Here is a 24,261-nt window from a genome sequence, read left to right as displayed (position 1 = left end):
AACGGCCGATCGATTCATCCACCCGCCTCGAGTTGCCGAATGATTCGGTGGGCTCTCTCGCCCCCTCCGGCCAGGAGATTTCGCGCCTGGAGCCCCCGGGCGGGAGATCGGCCCACGCCCGACATCCCCCAGACCTCGACTCCCCTGAGTCGAGCCGCCTGCTGAGTCCAGCCAATCGCGTGGATTGTGCAACCGAGGGGTCTTGGATGGATTCCGAGGGATCGGGTCGGAAGGCAGTCCTCCCGACCAAAGTCGGATCCTCTAGACCTGGGAGATCGGCGGTGGTATAGAGATACGATCGACCTGGGGCCGGCGACCGGCCCCGCGTCGGTCATCGGACCGGACCGGGAGGGGCGGCCGACCGTCGCACCTTCCCGAGGTCTCCCGAGGTGATCCGATGCCGAGCGAGCGAACCGAGCGACTGCGGGCCTGGGATGGCGCGACCGCGCCGCTGATCACGCCGTCGCTGCTCGATTGTGACTTCGCGGAGGTCGGCCGGGAGATCGCCAGGCTGGAGGCGGCCGGGGTCGCCGCCCTGCACCTGGACGTCATGGATGGTCACTTCGTCCCGAACCTGAGCTATGGTCCCCCCGTGGTGGCCGACTGGCGCGCCGTGACCGACCTGCCCTTCGACGCTCACCTGATGATTTCCAACCCGGCCGAGTACCTCGACGCGTTCGTCGATGCCGGGGCCGACAGCCTCCTGGTCCACGCCGAGGTCGTGCGCAAGCCGGCCGACCTGCTCCGCCAGATCCGGGACCGGGGCTGCCGCGCCGGCCTGGTGATCAATCCGCCGACCCCCTGGACGGCCGTCGAGCCCTACCTCGACCAGCTCGATTCGGTGCTGGTCATGAGTGTGATGCCGGGATTCGGCGGCCAGCGGTTCCAGGAGACCGTCCTGGAAAAAGTGCGGGCGATCCGGGCGGCCCGGCCAGGCCTCCGGATCGCCATCGACGGCGGCATCAATGCGAGGACGGCCGACCAGGCGACCGAGGCCGGCGCGACCCAGTTGGTCGTCGGCTCGGCGACCTACCGGGCCGATGGCAATTACGCGGCGTCCCTGGGCGAGGTGGCCGAGGCGGCGCGTCGCGGGCTCCAGCGAGGAGGGGCCGCCCCCGGAAGGGCGGGGGCCCCGCCAGCCGTATGACGCAGGTGCTCCTGATTCGGCCCGGCGCCACCTCCTACGATGAGCAGAACCGGGTCCAAGGCATCCTGGATGTTCCCCTCAGCGACCGCGGCCGCGCCGAGGTCGCTGAGCTGGCCGACCGCCTGGCCAGCAACGACGTCGCCATCGCCGCCCTCTACTGCGGCCCCGGCGAGAGCGTCGTTCGCACGGCCGAGACCGTCTCCCGCGCCCTGGGCCTCCGCGTCCGCCGGCTGGAGGACCTGAGAAACCTCGACCAGGGACTCTGGCAGGGGCTCCAGATCGAGGAGATCCGACGCCGCAACAACAAGCTCTTCCGCCAGTGGCAGGAGGACCCCCGCACCGTCTGCCCCCCCCGGGGAGAGACGGTCGAATCGGCCCAGGCCCGGATCGCCGCCGCCCTGAAGCCGATCCTGAGGCGGCACCGCGACGAGGCCATCGGCCTGGTGGTGGCCGAGCCGATCGCCCGGCTCGTCTCCTGCTACCTCCGCCGCGACGCCAACGTCCAGCTGCTCGACCCGGTTCCCACGGGCGACTTCGAGCGGATCGAGGTCGCGGCCGAGGTCGCCCGCAACGGCGCCCCCCCCTGACCCGGGCCGGCCCCTCGTTCTCGACGGGACCCCCGGGCCTCCCGCCCCCTCCCCCCGCGAGCCCCAGACCGATGGAACAGCTCTCCTCCCCGCACGCCGACGTCCGGACCCCCGACCCGGCGGCCGGCCCACCCGCCGGAGCGACCTTGCCCATGGCCGCAAACCGCAGCGCCCCGACGGATCACGTGCCGCTGCCGCACGCGTCCAAAAAGGTCCCCGAAGGGGTCTGGATGCGCTGTGATGGCTGTTCGGCCACCCTCTTCCGCAAGGAGGTCGAGCGCAACCGCAACGTCTGCCCCCAGTGCGACCACCACTTCACCCGCGCCGCCCGGGACCGGATCGCCGACCTGCTCGACCCGGACACCTTCGAGGAGTGGTACGCCGACCTCCGACCCGCCGACCCCCTCTCCTTTAACGACCGCCGGCCCTACCCCGACCGCGTCGCCGCCGAGCAGCAACGCACCGGACTGAACGAGGCCGCCCTCGTCGGTCAGGGGTTCATCAAGGGAATCCGGCTGGTCTTTGGCATCACCGACTCCGGCTTCATCATGGGCAGCATGGGCTCGGTCGTCGGCGAGAAGCTGACCCGCGCCATCGAGGAGGCCACCCGCCTCCGCCTCCCCCTGGTGATCGTCTCCGGCTCCGGCGGCGGCGCCCGCATGCACGAGGGAATCTTCTCCCTGATGCAGATGGCCAAGACCTCCGCCGCCCTGGCCCGCTACCACGCCGCCGGAGGGTTCTTCATCAGCGTGCTGACCCACCCGACGATGGGGGGCGTGGCCGCCAGCTTCGCCAGCCTCGGCGACGTGATCCTCGCCGAGCCCAGGGCCCTGATCGGTTTCGCCGGGCCGAAGGTCATCCAGCAGACCGTTCGCGTGAAGCTCCCAGAGGGCTTCCAGCGCAGCGAGTTCCTGCTCGAGCACGGGTTCATCGATCGGATCGTCCACCGCAAAGACCTGCGGAGCACGCTCGCCCAGCTGCTCAACTACGTGACGCCCTGATCGCCTCCCCGCCCCATCTCCCCAGGGACGAGGCCCGGGCGGATCAGATCCCGGGGCTCCCCTCCGACCGAGCCCCCGGACAGACCCGTCACCGAACGATCCAGGGAGGGATCGGCCGATGCTCGACACCCCCAGGGAGCCGGCCCGCCGGCGAGGTCCGACGCCGCATCGACGCTTCCGCCAGCCGCTCCAGACGGAGGGAGGGACGCCTCGGGCCTCTCCCCAGGTCGGGGTCGGGGACGTGATCGCAACCGGGCTCTGGCTGGGGATCGTCGCCGGGCTCCTGGAGCTGGCGACGATCTTGGTCCAGGGGGCGTGCTTCCCGGTCGTCTCGGCGGAGTCGCTGCGGACCAATCATCACAAAGGCTGGATGATCCCGGCGGCCGACCTCGCGACGATCGGCCTCCTCGGGCTGCTGCTGGCCCCGGCCGCAGGGCTTCGGGGGCGATGGGCCGGCCGGCTCGCGCTGTTCCTGCTCTCCTGGGCAGCCGTCCTGGGCCCGATGCTCGCCATCGTCGGTCTGCACCCGGTCGGGGCGGCCGCCCTTGCGCTGGGAATCGCCTCCAGGGCCTCCGGGAGGATCGGCCGACTGGTCTCGAGAAACCGGAGACGAGCGTGGGTCGGCCTGGCAGGGGCGGCCTTCGGGCTGGGGTGGCTCGGGTTCGGGGAATATCGCCGCGTCGTCCGGGCCGAGGAGAAGGCGCTGGCCGCCTTGCCGGAGGCCATCCCCGGAGCGCCCAACGTCCTGCTGCTGGTTCTGGACACGGTTCGGGCCGAGAACCTCTCGCTCTACGGATACGACCGGCCGACCTCTCCCCACCTGGAGCGGCTCGCCGCGTCCGGGATCACCTTCGAGGAGGCGAGGGCGCCGGCCCCCTGGACCCTGCCGACCCACGCAAGCCTGTTCACGGGGCGATGGCCCCACGAGCTCTCGGTCGGCTCCCATTCCCCGCTCGACGGCCGTGATCCCACCCTGGCCGAATTCTTCTCGGAACTCGGCTACTCGACCGGCGGATTCGTTGCGAACACCTACTTTTGCAACGCTCGGTTCGGGCTCGACCGAGGATTCTCCCGCTATGAGGACTTCGAGGAGAACGCGCGGGTCGACCCGATCGAGGCCCTCGGCAACACCGCGATCGGACGTCGGCTCGTCTCGGCCGGACGGTCCCTCGGCCTGGTCACCCGCCCCCCCTTCGGTCCCCGAAAAGACGCCTCCCGGATCAACCGAGACCTGCTCCGCTGGATCGACTCCCGAGCCGGAGACGGTCGGCCGTTCTTCGCCTTCCTCAATTACTTCGACGCGCACGCCCCCTATCAGCCCCCGGCGGAATTCGCGTCAAGGTTCGGGGTCGAGGCCGGCTCGCCGGAGAGGCTCGACCCGAACGACCTTCGGGCGCTCAACCCCCTGGACCCCGATCCCGAGCAGCTTGACCGGCTCCTCCGCCGCTCCGACGCGCTGCGGGACTCCTATGACGCCTGCATCGCCTCGATCGACGCCCAGATCGGCCGGCTCTGTGATGAACTGGCCTCCCGGGGGCTGCTCGACGATTCGTGGCTGGTGATCACCTCCGACCACGGTGAGCACTTCGGCGAACATCTGCTCTTCGGCCACGGCGGCGACCTCTACCGAGAGGCGATTCACGTCCCCCTGCTGCTCGTTCCTCCGGCCTCGTGGGACGGCCCCCGGGGGATCCGGGTCGTCCGGCCGGTGAGCCTCCGTGACGTGCCGGCGACGATCGCGGCCCTCTCGGCTCCCGGGAGACAGGCCCCCTTCCCCGGCTGGTCGCTCTCCTGGACCTGGAACGACGGCTCGACCGAACCCTCCTCCGATGTCTTCGCCGAGGTCGACCTCGGCGTCCGGGGGGAGGAGGCCCGCGGCCACGCCCCCGCCCTCCAGGGAGGGCTGCGCGCGCTGGTCTCCGGCGGGTTCACCTACATCCGGTCGGGCGACGGCGACGAGGAGTTGTTCGCCCTCGACGATCGCGAGGAGGCCGAGAACCTGGCCGGTTCCCCCGACCTGGCCGGCCAGCTCGACGCGATGCGATCGCGACTCGATCGCCTCTCGGGGGAAGGGGGATGAGGGATGCGACGGTAGGGGGAGCACGGCGACCGGAAAACCATTCAAGTTGGTGCGCTGCTCCCTCCGATCAAACCGAACGGGCCCGGCTGACAGGCGCCGATGATCGATCGGCCGCCCCCGGCCGGGAGGGCCTGTCGAGACGATCGCTCCGAGGGGGGACGGATCGTGATGAATGTCTTGCTGCTGGGCTATCTCGGCCCCGACACGATGCTCCCGGTGGCCTCGGCGTTCGCGACCGTCGTCGGCGTCGCCATGATGCTGGGCCGGAACTCGACCCGGTTCGTCCGGCTCGCGGTGGTGTCGATCGTCCGGAGCGTGCGCGGCCGGTCGGTTCGCAACCCACGCTGAGCCTCGGAACAACCTGGGGACGCCTCCGAAACGCTTGACACCGTCGGAGGGAGCGGCCGACGATGGGGGCTAGTCCCCGCCCCCTCTCTCGAAGGTCGCCCTCGATGTCCTCTTCCCCCACCCCCCGGGCCGTCCTGTTCGATTTCGATGGTGTGATCGCCGACACCGAGAACGTCCACATCGCCTCCTGGGAGCGGACGTTCGCCGCGATGGGCCTCGAGGTGACTCCCGAGCAGTGCGCCCGGGCGGTGGAGATCGATGACCGCGACTTCCTCGCCGAGATCCTCGAATCCAAGAGGATCGAGGGCGGGGCCATCGACGGCTGGGTCGGCCGGAAGCAGGCGCTGGCCGCGGCGATGCTCCGGGACGAGCCGAGGCTTTACGCCGGCGTGGCTCCCCTCGTGCGCGGCCTGGCCGGGGAGGCGAGGCTGGCGGTCGTCTCCTCGGCGAGGCGAGCCGACGTGGAGGTCGTTCTCGACGCCGGGGGGATCACCGAAGCGTTCTCGGTGATCGTCGCCAAGGAAGACGTCTCCGCCACGAAGCCGAACCCGGAGCCGTACCGGACGGCGCTGGAGCGGCTCGGGATTTCGGCGGCCGAGGCGGTGGCGCTGGAGGACTCGGCGGCCGGACTGGCCTCGGCCCGGTCGGCGGGGATCCGGTGCGTCGCGGTCGGCCACCGGCACCCGAGGGGAGTCTGGGTGGGCGACTCCCCGTTCCTGGACGACCTGACCGACGAGCGGGCGACCCGCAAGGCGCTGGGATTCGACGCCCCGTAGAACGATCCTCCCCGGGCTCGGTTTAGCGCGACCGGAACCAGTCGACGAAGGCGCGAAGGCCGACCTCGAACGGAGTGGACGGCTCGTAGCCCAGCTCGGATCGTGCCCTGCTGATATCGGCGTAAGTCTGCCGGACGTCTCCTGGCTGCTCGGGCTGGGGGTCGATGACCGTCTCCTTGCCGAGGGCCCGGCCAAGGGCGGCGATCATGTCGCGCAGGGCGATCGGCTCCGAGTGGCCGAGGTTGTACAGGTGGTGCGACCGGCAGCGCTCGACGGCCCGGACGACGCCATCAACGATGTCGCCGACGAATGTGTAGTCGCGCCGGGTGGTCCCATCCCCGAACATCGGGATGGGGCGGCCGCGCTCGATCAGATCGGCGAACGTGTGGATCGCCAGGTCGGGCCGGTTGCGCGGGCCGTAGGCGGTGAAGAAACGGAGCCCGGTGACGGGGAGGCCGTGGATGTGGTGGAAGGCATGCGCCATGAGCTCGCAGGCCTTCTTGGTGGCGGCATAGGGGCTGATCGGCGAGTCGACGCGGTCGTCTTCCCGGAAGGGAGCGTCGGGCCGGTCTCCGTAGACGCTCGAGCTGGAGGCGTAGATGAACCGAGGCATCGGGTCGAGCCTCCGGGCGGCCTCCAGCAGGTAGGTCGTGGCCGACACGTTGACCTCGGTGTACAGCCCCGGCTGCTCGATACTCGGCCGCACCCCGGCCCGGGCGGCGAGGTGGATGATCGCCTCCGGCCCCACCTCGGCGACGAGTCGGGCGACCCCCTCCGCGTCCCGCAGATCCAGCTCGACCAGCCGAAAACCGGGATGCCGGCGGGCGTCCTCCAGGTTCCGACGCTTCTGGTCTGGGTCGTAGTATGGGTCGAAATTGTCGACGCCGACGACCTCAACCCCCTCAATCAGCAGGCGGTCGACCAGGTGCGATCCGATGAACCCGGCGGCGCCGGTGACGAGCATGCGGGACATCGTCGGCCTTCCTCTTCGGCACTCGATCAGGGCGAACCGACCACGAGTTCCCAGTGTAATCGACCGTCCCGGCCGTCGAGGTCGAAGTGCATGCCCTGCGGGGTCCGCTTGCCGGGGATCTCGGCGATTCGGCGACCGGCCTCGTCGAGGGCGAAGAGCGAGGCAGGCCCCTCGCGCGTCCAGGAAACCGTCGCCCGGATCGGCTCGACCCGGAGCGGAGGACGGCCCGGGTCGGCGACCTCTCGCCGCCAGTGGTCGACCCACTCCAGGCCGGTCGGCTGCACCCGAGCGACGGCGGAGACGAGGATCCGATCAGCCTCGGCGAGCGTCCCTGCCCCCACCGAGGAAGCGACGATCGCTCCGACGGGCATGCGGGAACGAAGCCCCAACCCATCCCGGGAAACCTGGGCCTCGTCGATCGCCCCGGCCACTCCGATCGTGCGCCTGGTGTCGATCATCAGTCGGCCCAGGCGACGGTCCCAGGAACCGGGAGGCGTTCCCGGGGAGGCCTCCGAGCCGTCCTCCCCCCGGAAGAGTGCCGAGGCGTGAGGCAGCATCGCGAAGACCTGGGGATTGCCATTGATGACCTCGGGGATGAGGAAGACGTCCTGGCCCCCTCCGGTGCCGGAGGCGGCGGCTCCCCAGACCTCGGGGAACCGCCCGATCCCCCGGCGGACCAGCGCGTCCCAGCCGGAGGCGCGCCCCTGGACCGCGGCGAAGAGGAGGTCCGGCCCCTCCCAGGGGAGGGCCCAGGCCCCCTCCGTATAGTGGGCGTACTGGCCGACAACGTAAGGCCGGTCTCGGTCCCGCTTCTCCTCGGCCAGGGCGACCAGTTCGGCCGAAGGCCTCCGCAGCAGCGACCGGAGGTCGGGGGCGGCAAACCGGGGAATCGGCCAGAAGAGGCGGTCATCGATCAGATCGAGCCCCTCGGCCCGCTGGGCGGCGGCGAACTCGGGCTCGCGTCGGAAGTGGGACGAGCCGGCGATCGGCACCCGCAAGCCGATCTCCCGGAGCCGGGCCGCCATCGCCGACCACTGCTCCGCCTCGGTCACCTGCCAGAAGGCCCGGCCGGCCCCCCGACGAGCGGCCCGGGAGCGCTCCCGCAGCGCCTCGGCCTGTCTCGGAGGGAGGGCGTCGGGCTGATCGATCAGGTCGAACAGGGAGTGCTCGCCGGCAAGGGTGACCCAGGCGAGCACCGGGTCGTCCTTAAGAGCCAGGCCCGTCTCAGGGTTGACGTGGGTCAGCAACGCCTCGGCGAAGCGGAGGGTGCGGTCCCGGATGTTCGGGTCGAAGGCCGCCGCCGGCCCGCCGCCGGGGGGAAGTGCTCGGAAGTCGGCAATTGAGTCGTTGGCCCGGAATCGGGCCTGACTGAGCAGGCCCAGCGCGATCGAGATCCCCCTCGCCTTCAACGCCGCGACAAAATGGTCGAAGTCGGCCAGGACGAGTGGATCGAGGGTGCTCGTGTCGTCGACCGTGTCGTCCAGCAGGCTGCTGCCAGGGCCGAGCGGGGTGTCCAGGTCGCCGAGGTAGACCAGGTTGACGCCGGACCTCGCCAGGCGATCGGCCAGAGCGTCGGTGCGGTCGGCCTGGGCGAACATCACCGGGGGGAAGAGATAGATCCCGAAGAACCGGGCGGGCGAGCCGTCTTCGAAACGCAGGCGCCCCCCCTCGGCCGAGACGAAGCCGTGCGAGCCAGCCGGAGTGTCGAGCAGGACGGAGGCGTCGAGGGCGGAACCGGCCTCGACCGCCTCGGCGGGCTCATACGGAGGCCAGGAGTCGCCGCCTCCCTCGACGTGGAACGGGGTCCAGGAGCGGAGCCCGGCAACGCGAGCCTCCCCGACCACCTCGACATCATCCACCCGAACCGCGCCCAACCGGTCGAGCTTCTCCAGTTGCAACACCGCTCGAACGGCGGCGGGGGGGACCGGGATCGTCGCTCGGTCGACACGCCACCCGAAGGAGCCGGCCCACCGGACGGCCCGGGCCGCGGACGGGCCGGGAATCGGCTGGCCGTCGTCTCCCAGGAAGAAGACGACCGCCTGAGCGCCCCCCGCTCCTCGGAGGCCCTCCCCCCGGGCCGCGATCGAGATCGACAGCCGATCCATCCCCCCGACCGGCACTCCCAGCGGGGCCAGGGCACGGTCTCCGGCGTCGGAGAGCTCGAGGGCGGAGTCGGAGGCGCGGCCGGGGTGGACCCGGCGGGTCTGGCCTTCCAGGAGCCAGTAGTCCGGGTCGAGCCCGCCCAGCTCCAGGTTTCCGTTCACCACGAGGTTCGTCGAGGACGCCCCGCCCACGGGCACTTCCTCGATCGTCAGCCCGTCGACATCGAGCGTCCCGGTGCCGCCAAGCAGGCCGACGGTCATCAGCACGTCTCGGGTGTCCGGGGGGACGGGGATCCGAGCCACCCAGTGGACCCATCGGCCGTCGGGCAGGTCGGTGAAGGGGCCGAGGCTCCCCCGGGCGGTCGAGCGGAGGTCGGCATCGAGCAGGTCGAGCAGCACACTCGGCTCCTCGCCGAGCCGCTCCCCCGGCAGCAGGGGATCGCCGACGCGACGGACCCAGAGGCCGAGGATCAAGGCCTCCGTCTGCCTCCCATCCACACCGAATCCCCGGCTGATCCGGGCCGGGCGAGACGGAAGATCGGCCTCGAACCGGAGCAAGGTCGGGCCGACCACGCCCCCCTCGGGCACGAGTGCGGCATCCCGGAGGTTGTACCAGCCGTCCGGGACGCCGTCGCCGTCCTCATCGGCCTCGAAGTCGATCAGCGGAGGAGGGCCGGGACGGACGATCAGCGCGTCGGGCCGCTGGGCCCCGGCGGACACGACAAGCATCAGGCCGACCAGCGGGCCGACGAGGCTCCGGGGAGGAGGAAGCGTCCGCGTCACGGGACCCGGGGCTCCGGCGCGTCTCCCTTGGCCCGGCGCTCGGCGGCCTCGCGCTGGGCCTTGCCGGTCATGGGGACGAATAAGGTCGGCCGCACGGGCCCGCCTTCGAGCTGGCCCCCCTTCTTGTCGAAGACGTAGACCTTCTGGTCAAACCGGGAGCCAATCGGGATGACCATCCTCCCCCCTTCCTTGAGCTGCTCGACCAGCGGCGGCGGGATCGCCTCCGGCGCGCAGGTGACGATGATCTTGTCGAACGGCGCCGCCTCGGGCCAACCGAGGTAGCCGTCGCCGGGCCGGCTGTGAATGTTGTCGTACCCGAGGTCGCGGATGACCTCCGCCGCCCGGGCCGCCAGCGGCTCGTGGATCTCGACCGAGTACACCTCGGCGACAAGCTGCCCCAGGATCGACGCCTGGTAGCCGGAGCCGGTGCCGACCTCGTAGACCGTGTCGGTTTCCTTCGGCTCGAGCACCTCGGTCATGAAGGCGACGTCAAAGGGCGGGGTGATCGTCTGTCCCTCGCCGATCGGGATCGACTCGTCCTCGTAGGAAAGCCGCTGGTACTCCTCCGGCACGAAGCGGTGCCGGGGGACGGTGCGGAAGGCCTCCAGGACGCGCTCGTCCTTGATCCCCCGCTCGACCAGATGCCGCTGGACCATCCGGGCCCTGGCGGCGGCGAACGGGTCGTCCTCGGCCTCGGGCGCCTCCTGGGCCGCCGGGCAGGGGAGCGGGGCCGCCATCCCGAGAACCGCGGCCGCGAGCGTCGCGGCGAGCATCGATCGCATGGGCATCACCCCCGGGCCGTCCGGCTCCTCCGAGTGGATCGCCCCATTGTACGGCGAGGCCGACGATCCGTGAAGCATCGCTCCGGGGCCGCTCAGGCGACGATCGCCCGGAGCACGTTCCCAAAAACATCGGTCAGTCGGCGGTCCAACCCGTTGTAATCGTACGTCAGCCGTGTGTGGTCGAAACCCAGCAGGTGCAACGCCGTCGCGTAGAAGTCCCAGACGGTGACGGGGTCGACCTCGGCGCGACGGCCGAACGGGTCGGTGGCGCCGAAGCTAGTGCCGCCTCGGACGCCGGCCCCCATCATCCAGCAGGTGAAGCCGTCGGGGTTGTGGTCGCGGCCGGTGGTCCCCTGCTGATGGGTCGGCATCCGGCCGAACTCGGTGGTCCAGAGAACGAGCGTCTCGTCGAGCAGCCCTCGGGCCTTCAGGTCGGACAGCAAGGCGGCGGTCGGCTGGTCGAAGATCGGGGCGTGGCGCTCGTAGTCGGGCTTGAGGGTGCGGTGGGCGTCCCAGTTGAGCAGCCCGTCGACCCCCGAGGCCCGGCTGGCGCAGTACAGGTTCACGTAGCGGACGCCGCGCTCCAGCAAGCGGCGGGCGAGCAAACAGTTGCGGGCGTAGGCGGCCTTCAGCGGGTTGGGGTCGTCGGTGCCATAGAGGCGGTGGATCGACGAGGGCTCGGAGCCAAGGTCGGCGACCTTCGGGGCCGAAACCTGCATCTTCCCGGCCAGCTCGTAGGCGGCGATGCGGGCCCGCAGCTCCTCGTCGCCCGGGTGGGCCTCCGCGTGGCGGCCGTTGAGCAGCCAGAGGAAGTCGAGCGTGTCGGCCTCCTCCTCGGCGGTGATCCCTTCCGGACGCTCGAGGTTGCGGATCGGCTGGTGGTCGGCCAGCACGATCGCCTGGTGCCGGGCCGGAAGGAACCCGTTGGACCAGTTCGCCTTGCCGTTGGGAGGCTCGCCGCGGATATCGGGCAAGGCGACGTAGGCCGGCAGGTCGTCCGCCTCCCGGCCGAGTGCGTAGCTCAGCCAGGCTCCGGCGGAGGGGAACCCTTCGGTGGCGTGCCCCGTGTTCATGAAAACGCACCCCGGCCCGTGGGTGTTCGTCTTCGAGGTCATCGAGTGGATGAAGGCGATGTCGTCGACGTGCCGGGCCATGTGCGGCAGCAGCGTCGAGATCGCCTTGCCGCTCTCGCCTCGGCGGACGAACGGCCAGGGGCTGCGCATGAGGTTGCCGTTCTTGCCCTGGAAGGAGACAAGCCCCTCCTCCCCGGGCAGGGGCTCGCCGTGCCGACGCTCCAGTTCGGGCTTGTGCTCCCAGAGGTCGACGTGCGACGCCGCCCCCGGACAGAAAATCTGCAAGACCCGCTTCGCCTTCGCCGGGAAGTGCGTCATCCCCCGACCGGGAACCCACTCGGCGGCGCCTGACTCCTTGGAGGCCCCGTGGAGGTCGTCGGCCAGCAGTCCCGCCAGGCCGATGCCTGCCAGCCCGGAGAACACGTCCCCGAGCAGCCCGCGCCGGGAGAGCACTCGGGCCAGCAGGGGATGTTCGGAGTCGGCGTCTCGAGGGGGGCTCATCGGGGCACCTCCGGGATCGAATCGTCCCGGCTCGACGTTGGGGAGGACCGCCGAGGGAAACGACTCGGCCCGGTCCGGTTATCCGACACAACGGCCCCGGAGGGCGACGGTCAATCGACGGAGATCAGCTCATTGGCGTTCAACAACGCCCGGCAGAAAGCGTCGAGCCCCCGACGCTCGATCAGCCCGACGGCCCCCTCGTGCTCGGCGTCGTCCGGCGCTCGAGAGAAGGCCAGAGCGAAGGCCAGGCGCACCTGATCGGCCGGATCGTCGCCGGCCTGTCGGCGAAGCCGGGAGGCGAGGGCGTCGGCCATGTCGAGCGTGAATCGGTGGTTCAGCAGCGTGAGGGCCTGGAGCGGTGTGGTGGTGGAGGCTCGGTTCGGGGCGGCGGCGGCGGGGTCGGGGCAGTCGAAGTCGGTGAGCAGGTCGACCCGCATCGCCCGGGCGTTCTGGTGGTAGACGGCGCGGCGGTAGGTCTCAGGCCCGGGAGCGTCGAGCGGGACATACGTGGCGACGTTGTCTTCCAGGTAGCGGTAGAGCCGGAATCCGGGGCCTCCCATCCGGTGGTCGAGCACGTCGGCGATGCTCAGGATGGCGTCCCGGATCTCCTCCCCGGTCAGCCGGCGAGGCGGGAACCGCCAGAGCAATCGGGAGTCGCCGTCAATCGAGGCGGCCTCGGCCCGATAGGACGACGATTGCTGATACGCCTGCGAATTCATGATCAGCCGGTGCATCGGCTTCAGCCGCCAGCCGTTCGCGAGGACCTGGCGGGCGAGCCAGTCGAGTAGTTCGGGATGGGAGGGCGTGCCTCCCATCGCGCCGAAGTCGCTGGGGGTGGCGACGATGCCGGTGCCAACGTGGTCGTGCCAGAGCCGGTTGGCGAGCACCCGGGGGGTGAGCGGGTTGTCCTCGGCGGTGATCCAGCGGGCCAGGGCGAGCCGGCGCTGTCCCTCGGGAGCGTCGGCGGGGAGCGCGAAGGCGGAGTCGAGCCCCGAAAGCGCCGAGAGGCTGGAGGCGGTGACCGGCTCCCCCTTCCGCTGCGGGTCTCCTCCCAGGAAGACGTGGGAGGGCTCCGCCGGCTGGTGGAACTGGCCCACCCACCACTCGGGCAAGGGCTCGACGGCGGCCAGCTCGGCATTCACCCGGCCGACCTCGGCGCTCAGCCTCTCAAGGAGGGCGATCTCCTCCTCGGTGGCCTCGCGGTCGAAGAGGCGCTTCTGCCGGTGAGCCTCATTCACGGGTCTCCGGTCGTGAGAGCTGGCAACCTGGGTCCACGAGTCTCCGTCAAGAGAAACCTCGATGCGATATTCGCCCACAAAGGTCGCCTCGCCCAGTTGGCCGGCAGCGCCGGAGCGGTCGCTGCTCAACCAGACGCGGGCGATCGTCTCGGGCCGGGCGAATTCGACCGTCAGGGTGGTTCCCCCCGAGATCCATCGGGAGCCGAATCGGCCGTCGATGGTCAGGTCGGCGCTGTAGGCATCGGCGAAATCCTCGGCGACCCGGCTCGGCCCGCTCGCCTTGCCGCCGAGGGAAGCGAGGGCGACATTCCTCGGCGCATCGCCGACGGTCCACGCCTCGAACTCCTCCAGCCGGGCGCCGACAGCCCGATCCGGGTCGGTGTCCAGCCCCTCGACGACGAGGCGGACGAAGCGGGCCTCGACCGGCTCGAACGCCTCCTCGGTGCCGGTGCGATCGACGGGCGGGCGGGTCCAGCCGGCCTCGATGGCGGCGGCGTTGGCCTCGGCGCGGGATCGGATCGCCTCGCGGAGGGAGGCGATCTCGGCGTTCAGGCGGTCGCGATCGGCGACGAGGGGGGCACGCCGCTCCTCGTGACGACGTCGGCGTTCCTCGTCGGCGATGACCCGGCTGCCGTGGCGGACGCCGGCCAGGGCGTCGGAGAAGGCGTAGTAGTCGCGCTGGAGGATCGGGTCGAACTTGTGGTCGTGACAGCGGGCGCAGCCAATCGTCAGGCCGAGGAACGCCTCGCCGGTCGCCCGGATCATGTCGTCCAGCGTGTTCGCCCGGATCTGGGCGGCCTGGACCGGGTCCTGGTTGCCGACGTTATCATACGGGCCGCACACCAGAAACGCGGTGCCGACGGCCGTCTCGGGGTCGTCCGGAGCGATCACGTCGCCGGCCAGGTGCTCCAGGACCATTCGATCGAAGGGCTTGTCCTCATTGAGCGATCGGATGACGGCGTCCCGGAACGGCCAGACGTTGTTGATCAGGACGTTGCGCTCGAATCCGTTGCTCTCGCCGAACCGGACGACGTCAAGCCAGTGCCGTCCCCAGTGCTCGCCGTAGTGGGGAGAGCCGAGCAGGCGGTCGACCAGCCGAGCGAAGGCGTCGGGCCGGTCGTCGCGCAGGAACGCCTCGACCTCCTCGGGAGTCGGCGGCAATCCCGTCAGGTCGAACGTCGCGCGTCGGATCAGGGTCCGCTTGTCGGCCGGAGGGGAAGGCGAGAGGCCCGATTCCTGCAACCTGGCGAAGATGAACCGGTCGATCGGGTTGGTGCGCCATGCCTCGGGGATTCCCTCGGGGTCGGGAGGCTCGACGTTGGCGATCGGCCGGAAGGACCACCACGTCGCCTCCTCGTCGGCCGAGAGGGTTGTTCCCTCGGGCCAGGCCGCGCCTTCGGCGATCCAGCGGCGAAGCGTCTCGACCTGATCAGGGGAGAGCGGTTCCCCCTTGAGCGGCATCCGGGGAGGCTCCCCCTCGGCCTCGGGGACGACAAGGGCGATCAGCTCGCTTTCGGTCGGGAGGCCGGGCCGGACGTAATCCAGGTCGAACAGGTCGTCGGCCGTCGCCAGGCTGATGTCTCCCTTGCGGTTCTCTGTCGAGTGGCAGGAGAGGCAGTGCCGTTCGAGGATCGGGGCGACCTCGCGATCGAAGTCGACGTCCTCGGCCTCGACCCCGGCCGGGGAAAGGATCGGGGCCAGGGCAACGGCCAGCAGGGCGGGGCGGACGATCGGGGCCAGCATCGGCAGTGCTCCTCCGCCTTCGGGGAGTCGGAACTCGGAGGTGGGCTCAGGGGGTCGACTCGGGGAGCAGCTCGAGCACGGCCAAGACCGGCCGGTGATCCGAGGCCGAGGGCTCGCCCACCACGCTCACCTCGACGACCCGCCATCGTCCCTCAGGAGCCACGAGGATCTGGTCGACGGCCGCCCGGGGCGCGTCGGCGGGGACCGTCGGCAGGGGGCGTTGGGAGGTCGGCGTCCATCGGCTCTCCAACACGTCGAGCGGCCCGGAGCCCGGCGCCGCGTTCAGGTCCCCCGCGAGGACGGCGGGCGGAGCCCCCTCGGCGTCGGCCAGGGCGACGAGTCGATCGGCGGCCGCCAGTCGGTCCCGGTCGTCTTGGCGGTGATCGAGCTGCGTGCTGATCAGCCGGAAGCTCGGCCCCCGTTCGGGAGCGATCGTCACCTCCAGCGCCCCGCGCGGCTCGCCGCCCCCGGAGGACGGGAGCGTGTGATTCTCGGCCCCGGCAATCGGAAACCGGGAGAGCACCGCGTTGCCAAACTCTCCCCCGAAGATCTCCAGGTTCCCGCCGAAGGCGTGCTCCAGCCCCAGGCGACCGGCCAGCAGCCTCGCCTGGTCGAGCCTCCCGGTTCGGGCCATCCCCCGGTCGACCTCCTGGAGCGCGACCACGTCCGGCTCCGCCTCCCGGATCGCCTCGGTGATCCGGGTCAGGTCGACCCGGGAATCGGTCCCCTCACCGTGGTTGATGTTGAAACTCAGGACCCGGATCTGGGTCGGCCCCTGCGCCCGGAGCGTCGGCAGGCCGAAAATCAGGGCCAGGATGCAGGAAACCACGAACACGGGGCGACGGGGCGTCGCGAGCACGGTGGACCTCCGGGAACTCGACCGAGTTCAACCGATCTTCCGGGAGGGATCCGGCCGGTGTCAAGGTTCGAGAGGACCCGAGGGAGCGGCCGTCTCGACGTCAGTCGAGGCTCGCCAGGCGAACCGGCTGCCGCTTGCGTCCCCATCGGCCGGGCTCGGGCTCAATCACCCCGGCGCAGGGGGACGAGCAGCAGGGGCATCGGCCGTCCTCGGTCAGGTTCCAGTGGGTCAGCTCGAACCAGTCCCGGCCGATCAGCCGGGTGCCGCACGAGGGGCAGAAGGTGCTGTCGCAGTCGGGATCGTGGACATTCCCGACATACGCGTACCGGACCCCGTTCCGCATCGCGATCTCCCGAGCCCGGCGAAGGGTGGCCGGGGCAGTGGCGGGAATGTCCCTCATGCGATAGTCCGGGTGGAAGGCGGAGAAGTGCAGGGGAACGTCTGGCCCCAGGCGGTCGACGACCCATCGGGTCATGGCGTCAAGCTCGGCGTCGGAGTCGTTCTGCCCCGGAATGAGCAGGGTGGTCAGCTCGAACCAGACGTCAGTCTCTCGCCGGAGGTATTCAAGCGTCTCGAGGACGGGCTGGAGGTGCCCGGCGGCGATCTCGCGATAGAATCGCTCGGTGAAGGCCTTCAGGTCGACGTTCGCCGCATCCATGTGGCGGTAGAACTCGGCCCGAGGCTCGGGACACACCTCACCGGCGGTGACGGCCACGGCCCGAATGCCTCGGGACCGGCAAGCCCGGGCCACGTCGATCGCGTACTCGTGGAAGATCACCGGATCGTTGTACGTGAACGCGACACTCCGGCACCCCAGCCGGGAGGCCGTCTCGGCGATCCGCTCGGGGGAGGCCTCGTCGGCCAGCGTGTCGGCTTCTCGAGACTTGCTGATATCCCAGTTCTGACAGAACTTACACCCGAGATTGCACCCGGCCGTGCCGAACGAGAGCACTGGAGTGCCGGGCAGGAAGTGGTAGAGCGGCTTCTTTTCGATCGGGTCAACGCAGAAACCGCTCGATCGGCCATACGTGGTGAGCACGATCTGATCGTTCTGCCGAGCCCGGACGAAGCAGAAGCCGCGCTGGCCCTCGTGCAGCTTGCAGAAGCGAGGGCAGAGATCGCACTGGATGCGGCCATCGTCCAGGGCATGCCAGTAGGTCGTCGGCGCGATCGATGAATCCAAGCTCATGCTCATCCTTGTCGCCCTGGGGAATCGGACGGAGAGACATCCTCGCGGCCGGGCTTGGGGAGTGCCGGCCCTCTGTACAATAGTACGAGCGCGGCCCCCGTCGGATCCCCCCGATTCCCGAGTCGCGAAAGGACCGCCGCCATGATCCTCCGCCCCGCTGCCGTCGCCGGGCGTTTCTACCCGGCCGAGCCCGATCGGCTCCGAAGGGTTGTCTCGGAGCTGATCGGCCCGCCGGACAACGACGGGCGGCCCCCTCCCAAGGCGCTGATCGTCCCCCATGCGGGCTTTGTCTACTCCGGGGCGGTGGCCGGCCTGGCCTTCGCCCGGCTCGCTCGGGCCCGAGGCATCGTGCGTCGCGTTGTCTTGCTCGGGACGGCCCATTCCCCCGTCATCGGACTGACGACGACCGGGGCCGACGGGTTTGAGACTCCCCTGGGGATCGTCCCCGTCGATCGGGAGGCGATCGCCTTGGTGTCCGACTTGCCCCAGGTGGTCGTCGACGATCGGTCACACCGCGACGATCATGCGCTGGAGGTCGAGCTGCCCTTCCTCCAGGAGGCGCTGGATCGGTTCGCGATCGTCCCCTTGCTCGTCGGGCGCTGCGATCCGAAGGAGGTCGCCGAGGTTCTCGATCGGCTCTGGGGAGGGGACGAGACGCTCATCGTGGTCAGCTCGGATCTGAGCCATCACCACCCCGACTCCGAGTGCCGACGGCTCGACCGTCAGACGGCCGACGCGATCGAGGCCCTCGAACCCGATCGCCTCGACCGGGGCTCCGCCTGTGGCCACCGAGCGATCGCCGGCCTGCTGATCGCCTGCCGAGGCCGGGGCCTGCGCGTGCGGACCCTCGCCCTCCGCCATTCCGGCGACGCGGGAGGTCCCTCCGATCGGGTGGTCGGCTACGGCGCCTTCGTGATCGATCGAGAGGCCGGCCCGTCCCCATGACGCGGTCCCCGTCCGGCCGTCCCCGATCCAGGAGCGACGGCCTCGGCAGACGAGCACTCGACCCTCTCCCATCGATCCCCCGGCCGTTCGAGCCATCCGGGATCAGTCGAGGCGACCGGCCGCTGAGAGCGCCTTGATGGCGTTGACGGCCAGGCGGTCAACCGTCTCGTTCTCCGGGTGGCCGCGGTGGCCGAAGACGTGCTCGACGCGGACATCATGGACGCCGACGAGTTCGTCGATCCGGCGCCAGAGGTCCTCGTTCGAGACGGGCTTGAGCTGACCACGCTCTTTCCGCTTCCAGCCGTTGCGCTTCCAGTTGGGCATCCATTCCGTGATGCCCTTGGCAAGGTACTGGCTATCGGTGACCAGTTCGACCGTGCAATGGCGGGTCAGGCTCTCCAGCCCCCGGATGGCGCCCATCAACTCCATGCGGTTGTTGGTCGTCCGGGGTTCGGCCCCGGAGTCGCAGCGGATGGAGCCGGTTGCGGGATGCTTGAGCATGAAGCCCCATCCGCCGGGGCCGGGATTGCCGCTGCAGGCACCATCGGTGAAGAGTTGAACGAGGTCGGGAGGGGCGTCGGGGACGGCGGACTCCTGGTTCGCGGTCGCGATGACCACATTCTCCGAGGTCAGTTCGAAGGGGAGCATCCGTCTCCTCGCGCCGGGCCGGTGGGGTCGAGTGATCCGACGGCCCGATCACGCCCGGGCCGGATGGTCCCGAGCATACCCAAGGCACCTTGGAGCGGACAGGCCGACCCGGCGGCTTTCCCCGTCACCGACGTCCCCCTCCATTCGATCAACGGCACTTGCGCACCACACCCACGAGCACGCCGAGGATGTTGACGTTGGTCCGGAAGATCGGCTCCATGCTGCGATTGGCTGGTTGGAGCCGGATGCGGTTCTTCTCCTTGTAGTAGATCTTCAGAGTGGCCTCACCGTCCTCGTCGCGGACGGCGACGATATCACCATTTTGGGCTGTTTCGGCCCGCTTGATGATGACGAAATCGCCGTCATCGATGTGCTTCTCGATCATGCTGTCGCCGGAGACGCGAAGGGCGAACTTGTCGTCGTCCCCTTCCCAGTCGTCGAAGTCGAGAACCTCGTCGGCCTGCTCGATCGCCTCGATCGGAGCACCGGCGGCGATGCGGCCGAGCAGGCGGATGCCGCCGCCTCCCTTGGAAGCGGTGGGAGGCTCCTGGAGGAGCTGGATGGCCCGGGACATGTTCGGCTCCCGGGAGATCAGCCCCTTCTTTTGGAGGGCCTTGAGGTGGCACATCACCCCGTTGGGACTCTTGATGTCGAACGCCTCGCCGATCTCGCGAACGGTCGGTCCGTAGCCTCGGCCGTGGATCTTGTCTCGGATGAAGTTGTAAATCTCGCGTTGGCGGGTGGTGAGCGAGTCGAGATCGGCCATCGGTCTTGCCTCCACGTCGATGGGTCGCGTCCTGCCGGGGGCGGTTTGCCGGGGCCGTCGGACCCTCCGTGCGCCCGGGCCCGGGGTGCCCCCTCCGGGTGGGAGGCGGGGCGACCACGACACGGACGATCACCAACTGACCCTTTGAATGGCAAGTGTACAACGGTCGTCTAGCGCACGCGAGAACATTTTCCGGATTTTTTCGCCGGCAGCGGCGCTGGCTCGACTGGATCCCGACGCCGCGATCCGGCAGGATCGGGGGTCGAATCGATCCAATCGCGCCGAGAGCGTCGTAGGAGCCGCCCGAATCATGGCCGAGGCCCAGGTCCGAGTCTTGGCGATCCACGCCCACCCCGACGATGTCGAGTTCCAGTGCGCCGGCACCCTCGCCCTGCTCGGCCGAGCCGGCTGCCACCTGACGATCGCCACCATGGCCCCCGGGGATTGCGGCTCGGTTGAGCACGACGCCGAGGCGATCGCCGCCATCCGACGGCGGGAGGCCAAGGAGGCCGCCGACCTGATCGGCGCCGATTACCACTGCCTCGAGTTCCGGGACCTCGCCATCTTCAGCGACGATCCCTCCCGCCGTCGTGTGGTCGAGTTCCTCCGCCGGACTCGCCCCGACGTGATCCTCACCGCTCCTCCCGCCGACTACCTGGCCGACCACGAGGCCACGCACCTCCTCGTCCGGGATGCCTGCTTCATCGCCCCGATCCCCAACTACGCGACCCGACAGTGGGACCCCGCCCCTCCCCTGGAGCGGATCCCGGCCCTCTACCTGGTCGATCCGCTCGAGGGGAAGGACCGGGAGGGGAACCCGGTTCCCCCCGAGTTCTGGGTCGATGTCTCCGAGGTCTGGGACCTGAAGCGTCGGATGCTCTCCTGTCACGAGAGCCAGCGGAACTGGCTGCTCCGGCAACACGGGATCGACGAGTACCTGGTCAGCCAGGAGCACTGGTCGTCGCACCGAGGGAGCGAGATCGGCGTGGCCTTTGCCGAGGGCTTCCGGCAGTACAAGGGGCATCCCTATCCTCAGGAGAACCGCCTCCTGGAGCTGCTCGGCCAGGATGGCCGAGGCGGCCGTCGCTAACCGACCCGACCGACCGAGGATGCCGGCGGGGTCAGGTCCGCCGACGGCCCCCCTTGGCCTCGGGGGCGGCGGTCCAGGGATCCTCGGGCCAGGAGTGGCGGGGGTAGCGGTTGCGGAGATCCTTGCGGACCTGGTGGTAGGTCGTCGTCCAGAAACTGGCCAGGTCGTCAGTCACCTGGACCGGGCGGAAGTTCGGGCCGAGCAGGTGGAGCAGGACCGGAACCCGGCCCCGGGCCAGCCGGGGCGTCTCGGTCCAGCCGAAGAGTTCTTGCAGGCGGACGGCGAGCACGGGAGGGCCGTCTCCCTCGTAGGAGACGCGGTGTCGGCTGCCGCTGGGGACCTCGATCGCCTCCGGCGCCTCCTCGTCGAGTAGCCGGAGCTGTTCCGGCATCAGCCTCCCTTGAAGCATCGGCACCAGGGAGGACCGCCGGACCTCCTCCTCGGACCGCTTGCCGAGGCAGGCGAAGTGGAGGGCCTCGGCCAGCTCCTCGGGATCGAAGGCGGGGAACCCGGCCTCGGGCAGCCATCGGCGAAGGAAGCCGACCCGGCTCAGCCACCGCGATGCCGCCTCATCCGCCTGAAAGACGTCCTCCGCTCTCGGGGAAAGCGCATCGGCCAAGGCCTCGGCCGCCCGAGCCGAGTCGACCGAGCCGGTCGCCGCCTCCCTCAGCGCGAGGTCGCGGTATGACTCCACCGCCAGGCCGACGACCCTCCCCCGGGCCTCGTCAAAGCGGACGACCTCCTCCCGGCGAACGGCCCCCGGGAACAGCTCCAGCAGCCAGGAAGGGTCGACGGCGCTGGCGATCCGCACCCGGAGCTCCAGCCGACCGGCCCCCCGCCGGTCCTCCCGGGCGTCGATCGCGAGGAACAGCTCCCCCTCCCTCACGACCGACTCGGGATCCAGCCGCACCCCCCGGCCGCCGACCATCCGGCCGCTCGGGTCCCCGATCCCTCGACGACGGGCCACCCGATCGGGGAAGGCCAGGACGAGCGCCTTGAGCAGCGCCTCTTCGGGGTCGTCGGACGCTCCTGCCCCGAGTCGCGCCGGCCTCCGGTCGGCGATCCGCAGCAGGTCGTCCCGGACCCGGGAGACGGTCCGAGCCGCCTTCGGGTCGATCCTCGGGTCGATCCGGGAGGGCGAAAAGCCGGCCCGCTCCGCCTCCCGAAGCAGGTCGATCCGGACGAGCAGGTCGGACCGGGAATGGACGTCGGGAGATCGGCCCCGGGAATCCCGGCCTCGACCCAGAAGGTCCTTCTCCGAGAGCATCGCGGCGGCGGTCGCCCCCAGTTCGGCGATCCCGGCCTCCTGGGAGGCGATCAGCAGTCGGGAGAGCCTCGGGTGGATGGGAAGCGCCCGCATCGCCTCGCCGATCGGGGTCACTCGGCCGGTCCCGGGTTCGACGGCGCCAAGCTGCTCGAGCAGGGAGCCGGCCGCCTCGATCCGATCCGGCTCCGGGGCCTCGAACCAGGGGAACCGCTTCGGGTCGGCGACTCCCCAGGCATGCAGCGTCAGGACGGTCGACGCCAGGTCGACGCGGCGGACCTCCGGCGGGTCGAAGGGGGCCAGCCCTCGGGTCTCTCGCTCGCTCCAGAGCCGGATGCAGCGCCCCGGGGCCGTCCGTCCCGCCCGGCCAGCCCGTTGCTCGGCCGAGGCCCGGCTGATCCTCCCCAGCTCCAGACGGTCAAGCCCTCGGCTCGGGTCGGACGAGGCGAACCGAGCGTAGCCGCCATCAATCACCGTCCGGATGCCGTCGATCGTGAGCGAGGTCTCGGCGATGTTCGTCGCCAGCACAACCTTGCGGCGGTCGCTCGGCCGCAGCGCGCGATCCTGCTCCCCGCTCGGGAGCAACCCGTGAAGCGGAAGGACCACCACGTCCCCCCTCCCCGACACCGGCTCCAGCAGCCGGGCGGTCCGCCGGATCTCCTCCGCCCCCGGGAGAAAGACGAGCACATCCCCGGGATCCTCGGGGCCCCGCAGGACGTCGAGCACCGCCTCGGCGGCTCGATCGGGCAAGGGAGCGCCGTCGGAGGCCCGGTATTCGATGGCGACGGGGAACGTCCTCCCCTCCACCCGGAGCACCGGCGCCCCCAGGAACCGGGAAACCGGCTCGGCGTCCAGCGTGGCCGACATGACCACGAGGATCAGGTCGTCCCGCAACGCCTCCCGGACCTCCCTCAGCAAGGCGACCGCCAGGTCCGAGTGCACGCTCCGCTCGTGGAACTCGTCGAGCACCACGGCACCGACCCCGGCCAGGCCCGGGTCGTCGAGCAGTTGCCGGGTGAGGACCCCCTCGGTCGCCACAACAAGCCGGGTCCTCGGCCCGACCCGGCGCTCGAAGCGGACGAGGTAGCCGACCTCCTCGCCAAGCTCCCCGCCACGCTCCTCGGCGATCCGAGTCGCGGTCGCCCTCGCGGCGACCCGACGGGGCTGGAGCACCACCACCCTCGGGTGCTCGGGCCCGAGCAACCCCGAGTCGAGCAAGGCTGGCGGCACCCGGGTCGTCTTGCCGGCCCCCGGCTCGGCGACGAGGACGAGGGAGCGATGATTCCGGATCGCGTCGACGACCTCGGGCAGCCTCGGGTCAATCGGCAGAGGGATCATTCGGGGAAGCGTCGCGGGGCGGGGAGGGCCGGGCTGGCGGCCCGGCCGGGGGCAGGCGCGGGGGGCCTTCCAGCGAGGCGATCAACCGTCGAAGCCCGTCATCATGCGGCTGGAGCTCCAGCGATCGCTTGAAGACCGGGAGCGCCAGGTCTGGGCGGTCGAGCTGGAGGTAACACTGGGCCAGCCCCCCGAGCGCCCCAATGTGGTACGGATTCAGCTCCAGCACCCGCCGGCAGTCGGCCGCGCTCTCCGCGTAGTTGCCCAACAAATAAGCAGCGACCGCTCGCTGATTGTACGCCTCGGCGAAGTTCGGGGCGCGGGCGATCAGTTCCGTGGCCGCCCGAGAGGCGGCGTCCAGCCGACCGTGACCGAGCAGGTCGATCACCGTCCGCAGCCGCTCGTTGTTCTCGGGGGAATCGGCCCGGAACCAGACGGACCAGAGGGCGTTCCGGGCCAGGTCGCGGACGACCGGGTCGGGATCGGCCAGCCGGGAGGCGAGCTCGGGATTGCACCCGAAGCCGCCGAGCTGTCCCAGGGCCGTCACGGCGGCGCGGCGGACCCGAACGTCGGGGGCGTGGACAAGGCGGCGAAGCGTCCCCTCCGTGTACCGGGGCTTGACCAGGTCCAGGAAGGTGTCGAGGTCGCCGTCTCGCTCGAGCCGATCGAAGTAATAGGCCAGCAAGGGCTGGCGTCCGGGCTCGTTCATGGTCGCGATCCCCTCCTCGGGAGGGTCGACGGCGACGGCGACCGCGAGAGACGACGGAGGAGGGCCGGCCAGGACGACGACCAGGGCGACAGCCGGGGCCATCCCGAGCGGGAGGCCGATCGGCGACGGGTCGGGGGTCATGACTCGGGCTCCATCGCGGGGTCGGGGCGGGTGGGGTCCACCGCGTTCGCCGTCGCGATCGAGTCTACCAGCCCCGGCGTTCTGGGGCCAAGGGATGGAATGAAGAGGGGGCGGGGGCCCCTCGACGCGCTCCGTGCGCCTCCCCCGCCCCCAGGAGCCGGCACCCCTCCCCAAAGGTACC

At 70.5% G+C, this 24,261-nt stretch carries 19 protein-coding genes; 8 read left to right on the top strand and 11 right to left on the bottom strand.

Annotation, left to right across the window (positions count from 1 at the left end):
* The first annotated feature begins 397 nt into the window (after positions 1 to 397).
* The 6 genes from rpe (at position 398) to TsocGM_RS02430 (ending at position 5,939) form a co-directional block, all read left to right on the top strand.
* Complete coding sequence (rpe, locus tag TsocGM_RS02455) at positions 398 to 1,147, top strand: ribulose-phosphate 3-epimerase (RefSeq protein ID WP_126723736.1); 750 nt, start codon at positions 398 to 400, stop codon at positions 1,145 to 1,147.
* Positions 1,144 to 1,734 carry a histidine phosphatase family protein gene (locus TsocGM_RS02450; protein ID WP_126723735.1) on the top strand — a complete coding sequence of 197 codons (591 nt, stop codon included), beginning with the start codon at positions 1,144 to 1,146 and terminating at the stop codon, positions 1,732 to 1,734. The genes rpe and TsocGM_RS02450 overlap by 4 nt, the downstream gene beginning before the upstream one ends.
* Positions 1,735 to 1,886: 152 nt before the next feature.
* Entirely contained in the window at positions 1,887 to 2,735 is an 849-nt protein-coding gene (accD, locus tag TsocGM_RS02445) for an acetyl-CoA carboxylase, carboxyltransferase subunit beta (protein ID WP_126723734.1), read from the top strand.
* Positions 2,736 to 2,853: 118 nt separating this feature from the next.
* On the top strand, positions 2,854 to 4,815 hold the full coding sequence (locus tag TsocGM_RS02440) for a sulfatase (RefSeq protein WP_126723733.1): 1,962 nt from the start codon (positions 2,854 to 2,856) through the stop codon (positions 4,813 to 4,815).
* 168 nt (positions 4,816 to 4,983) lie between these two features.
* Entirely contained in the window at positions 4,984 to 5,163 is a 180-nt protein-coding gene (locus tag TsocGM_RS02435; RefSeq protein ID WP_126723732.1) for a hypothetical protein, read from the top strand.
* A 104-nt stretch (positions 5,164 to 5,267) separates the two neighbouring features.
* Positions 5,268 to 5,939, top strand: coding sequence for an HAD family hydrolase (locus TsocGM_RS02430; RefSeq protein WP_126723731.1), 672 nt, complete (start codon positions 5,268 to 5,270; stop codon positions 5,937 to 5,939).
* A gap of 22 nt (positions 5,940 to 5,961) precedes the next feature.
* Here TsocGM_RS02430 and TsocGM_RS02425 read toward each other — a convergent pair whose 3' ends face one another.
* The 7 genes from TsocGM_RS02425 to amrS form a co-directional block, all read right to left on the bottom strand.
* Entirely contained in the window at positions 5,962 to 6,912 is a 951-nt protein-coding gene (locus TsocGM_RS02425) for a GDP-mannose 4,6-dehydratase (protein ID WP_126723730.1), read from the bottom strand.
* Between the two features lie 26 nt (positions 6,913 to 6,938).
* The gene (locus tag TsocGM_RS02420) at positions 6,939 to 9,797 is read right to left on the bottom strand and encodes a hypothetical protein (protein WP_126723729.1); all 2,859 of its coding nucleotides are present in this window, start codon (positions 9,795 to 9,797) and stop codon (positions 6,939 to 6,941) included.
* On the bottom strand, positions 9,794 to 10,585 hold the full coding sequence (locus TsocGM_RS02415) for a protein-L-isoaspartate(D-aspartate) O-methyltransferase (RefSeq protein ID WP_126723831.1): 792 nt from the start codon (positions 10,583 to 10,585) through the stop codon (positions 9,794 to 9,796). Before TsocGM_RS02415 ends, TsocGM_RS02420 begins: the two co-directional genes overlap by 4 nt.
* An 86-nt stretch (positions 10,586 to 10,671) precedes the next feature.
* Positions 10,672 to 12,153, bottom strand: coding sequence for a DUF1501 domain-containing protein (locus tag TsocGM_RS02410; RefSeq protein ID WP_126723728.1), 1,482 nt, complete (start codon positions 12,151 to 12,153; stop codon positions 10,672 to 10,674).
* Positions 12,154 to 12,263: 110 nt separating this feature from the next.
* Entirely contained in the window at positions 12,264 to 15,134 is a 2,871-nt protein-coding gene (locus TsocGM_RS02405; protein ID WP_126723727.1) for a DUF1553 domain-containing protein, read from the bottom strand.
* Positions 15,135 to 15,180: 46 nt separating this feature from the next.
* Positions 15,181 to 15,993 (bottom strand): endonuclease/exonuclease/phosphatase family protein, encoded by an 813-nt coding sequence (locus TsocGM_RS02400; RefSeq protein WP_126723726.1) that lies wholly within the window; start codon positions 15,991 to 15,993, stop codon positions 15,181 to 15,183.
* 100 nt (positions 15,994 to 16,093) lie between these two features.
* A complete protein-coding gene (amrS, locus tag TsocGM_RS02395) occupies positions 16,094 to 17,182 on the bottom strand; it encodes an AmmeMemoRadiSam system radical SAM enzyme (protein WP_199756685.1) in 1,089 nt (362 codons plus the stop codon).
* Positions 17,183 to 17,323: 141 nt separating this feature from the next.
* Here amrS and amrB point away from each other — a divergent pair, with 141 nt between their 5' ends.
* The gene (amrB, locus tag TsocGM_RS02390; protein ID WP_126723724.1) at positions 17,324 to 18,127 is read left to right on the top strand and encodes an AmmeMemoRadiSam system protein B; all 804 of its coding nucleotides are present in this window, start codon (positions 17,324 to 17,326) and stop codon (positions 18,125 to 18,127) included.
* Positions 18,128 to 18,229: 102 nt separating this feature from the next.
* Here the strand turns inward: amrB and rnhA are convergent, their stop codons facing one another.
* Both rnhA and lexA read right to left on the bottom strand, forming a co-directional pair.
* Positions 18,230 to 18,775, bottom strand: coding sequence for a ribonuclease HI (gene rnhA, locus TsocGM_RS02385; RefSeq protein WP_126723723.1), 546 nt, complete (start codon positions 18,773 to 18,775; stop codon positions 18,230 to 18,232).
* 148 nt (positions 18,776 to 18,923) lie between these two features.
* On the bottom strand, positions 18,924 to 19,541 hold the full coding sequence (gene lexA / locus TsocGM_RS02380; protein ID WP_126723722.1) for a transcriptional repressor LexA: 618 nt from the start codon (positions 19,539 to 19,541) through the stop codon (positions 18,924 to 18,926).
* Positions 19,542 to 19,851: 310 nt separating this feature from the next.
* Between lexA and TsocGM_RS02375 the strand changes: the two genes are divergently transcribed.
* Positions 19,852 to 20,631, top strand: coding sequence for a PIG-L deacetylase family protein (locus tag TsocGM_RS02375; protein ID WP_126723721.1), 780 nt, complete (start codon positions 19,852 to 19,854; stop codon positions 20,629 to 20,631).
* 31 nt (positions 20,632 to 20,662) lie between these two features.
* Here TsocGM_RS02375 and hrpB read toward each other — a convergent pair whose 3' ends face one another.
* Together hrpB and TsocGM_RS02365 are read right to left on the bottom strand one after the other, a co-directional pair.
* Positions 20,663 to 23,233: an ATP-dependent helicase HrpB gene (gene hrpB, locus TsocGM_RS02370; protein WP_126723720.1), complete on the bottom strand. Its 2,571-nt coding sequence runs from the start codon at positions 23,231 to 23,233 to the stop codon at positions 20,663 to 20,665.
* On the bottom strand, positions 23,214 to 24,080 hold the full coding sequence (locus tag TsocGM_RS02365) for a HEAT repeat domain-containing protein (protein WP_126723719.1): 867 nt from the start codon (positions 24,078 to 24,080) through the stop codon (positions 23,214 to 23,216). The genes hrpB and TsocGM_RS02365 overlap by 20 nt, the downstream gene beginning before the upstream one ends.
* Positions 24,081 to 24,261 lie beyond the last annotated feature (181 nt).

The sequence above is a fragment of the Tautonia sociabilis genome (genome assembly GCF_003977685.1).
GTDB classification, from domain to species: Bacteria; Planctomycetota; Planctomycetia; order Isosphaerales; family Isosphaeraceae; genus Tautonia; species Tautonia sociabilis.
The sequence above is the reverse complement of the archived record's forward strand: the minus strand, read 5'-3'. Positions and strand labels throughout refer to the sequence as shown.

What these genes read in the sequence shown, in the direction of transcription:
- rpe (WP_126723736.1), top strand. Translation starts at nt 398, where the DNA reads ATGCCGAGCGAGCGAACCGAGCGACTGCGGGCCTGGGATGGCGCGACC.
- TsocGM_RS02450 (WP_126723735.1), top strand. Translation starts at nt 1,144, where the DNA reads ATGACGCAGGTGCTCCTGATTCGGCCCGGCGCCACCTCCTACGATGAG.
- accD (WP_126723734.1), top strand. Translation starts at nt 1,887, where the DNA reads ATGGCCGCAAACCGCAGCGCCCCGACGGATCACGTGCCGCTGCCGCAC.
- TsocGM_RS02440 (WP_126723733.1), top strand. Translation starts at nt 2,854, where the DNA reads ATGCTCGACACCCCCAGGGAGCCGGCCCGCCGGCGAGGTCCGACGCCG.
- TsocGM_RS02435 (WP_126723732.1), top strand. Translation starts at nt 4,984, where the DNA reads ATGAATGTCTTGCTGCTGGGCTATCTCGGCCCCGACACGATGCTCCCG.
- TsocGM_RS02430 (WP_126723731.1), top strand. Translation starts at nt 5,268, where the DNA reads ATGTCCTCTTCCCCCACCCCCCGGGCCGTCCTGTTCGATTTCGATGGT.
- TsocGM_RS02425 (WP_126723730.1), bottom strand. Translation starts at nt 6,912, where the DNA reads ATGTCCCGCATGCTCGTCACCGGCGCCGCCGGGTTCATCGGATCGCAC.
- TsocGM_RS02415 (WP_126723831.1), bottom strand. Translation starts at nt 10,585, where the DNA reads ATGCCCATGCGATCGATGCTCGCCGCGACGCTCGCGGCCGCGGTTCTC.
- TsocGM_RS02410 (WP_126723728.1), bottom strand. Translation starts at nt 12,153, where the DNA reads ATGAGCCCCCCTCGAGACGCCGACTCCGAACATCCCCTGCTGGCCCGA.
- TsocGM_RS02405 (WP_126723727.1), bottom strand. Translation starts at nt 15,134, where the DNA reads ATGCTGGCCCCGATCGTCCGCCCCGCCCTGCTGGCCGTTGCCCTGGCC.
- amrS (WP_199756685.1), bottom strand. Translation starts at nt 17,182, where the DNA reads ATGAGCTTGGATTCATCGATCGCGCCGACGACCTACTGGCATGCCCTG.
- amrB (WP_126723724.1), top strand. Translation starts at nt 17,324, where the DNA reads ATGATCCTCCGCCCCGCTGCCGTCGCCGGGCGTTTCTACCCGGCCGAG.
- rnhA (WP_126723723.1), bottom strand. Translation starts at nt 18,775, where the DNA reads ATGCTCCCCTTCGAACTGACCTCGGAGAATGTGGTCATCGCGACCGCG.
- lexA (WP_126723722.1), bottom strand. Translation starts at nt 19,541, where the DNA reads ATGGCCGATCTCGACTCGCTCACCACCCGCCAACGCGAGATTTACAAC.
- TsocGM_RS02375 (WP_126723721.1), top strand. Translation starts at nt 19,852, where the DNA reads ATGGCCGAGGCCCAGGTCCGAGTCTTGGCGATCCACGCCCACCCCGAC.
- hrpB (WP_126723720.1), bottom strand. Translation starts at nt 23,233, where the DNA reads ATGATCCCTCTGCCGATTGACCCGAGGCTGCCCGAGGTCGTCGACGCG.
- TsocGM_RS02365 (WP_126723719.1), bottom strand. Translation starts at nt 24,080, where the DNA reads ATGACCCCCGACCCGTCGCCGATCGGCCTCCCGCTCGGGATGGCCCCG.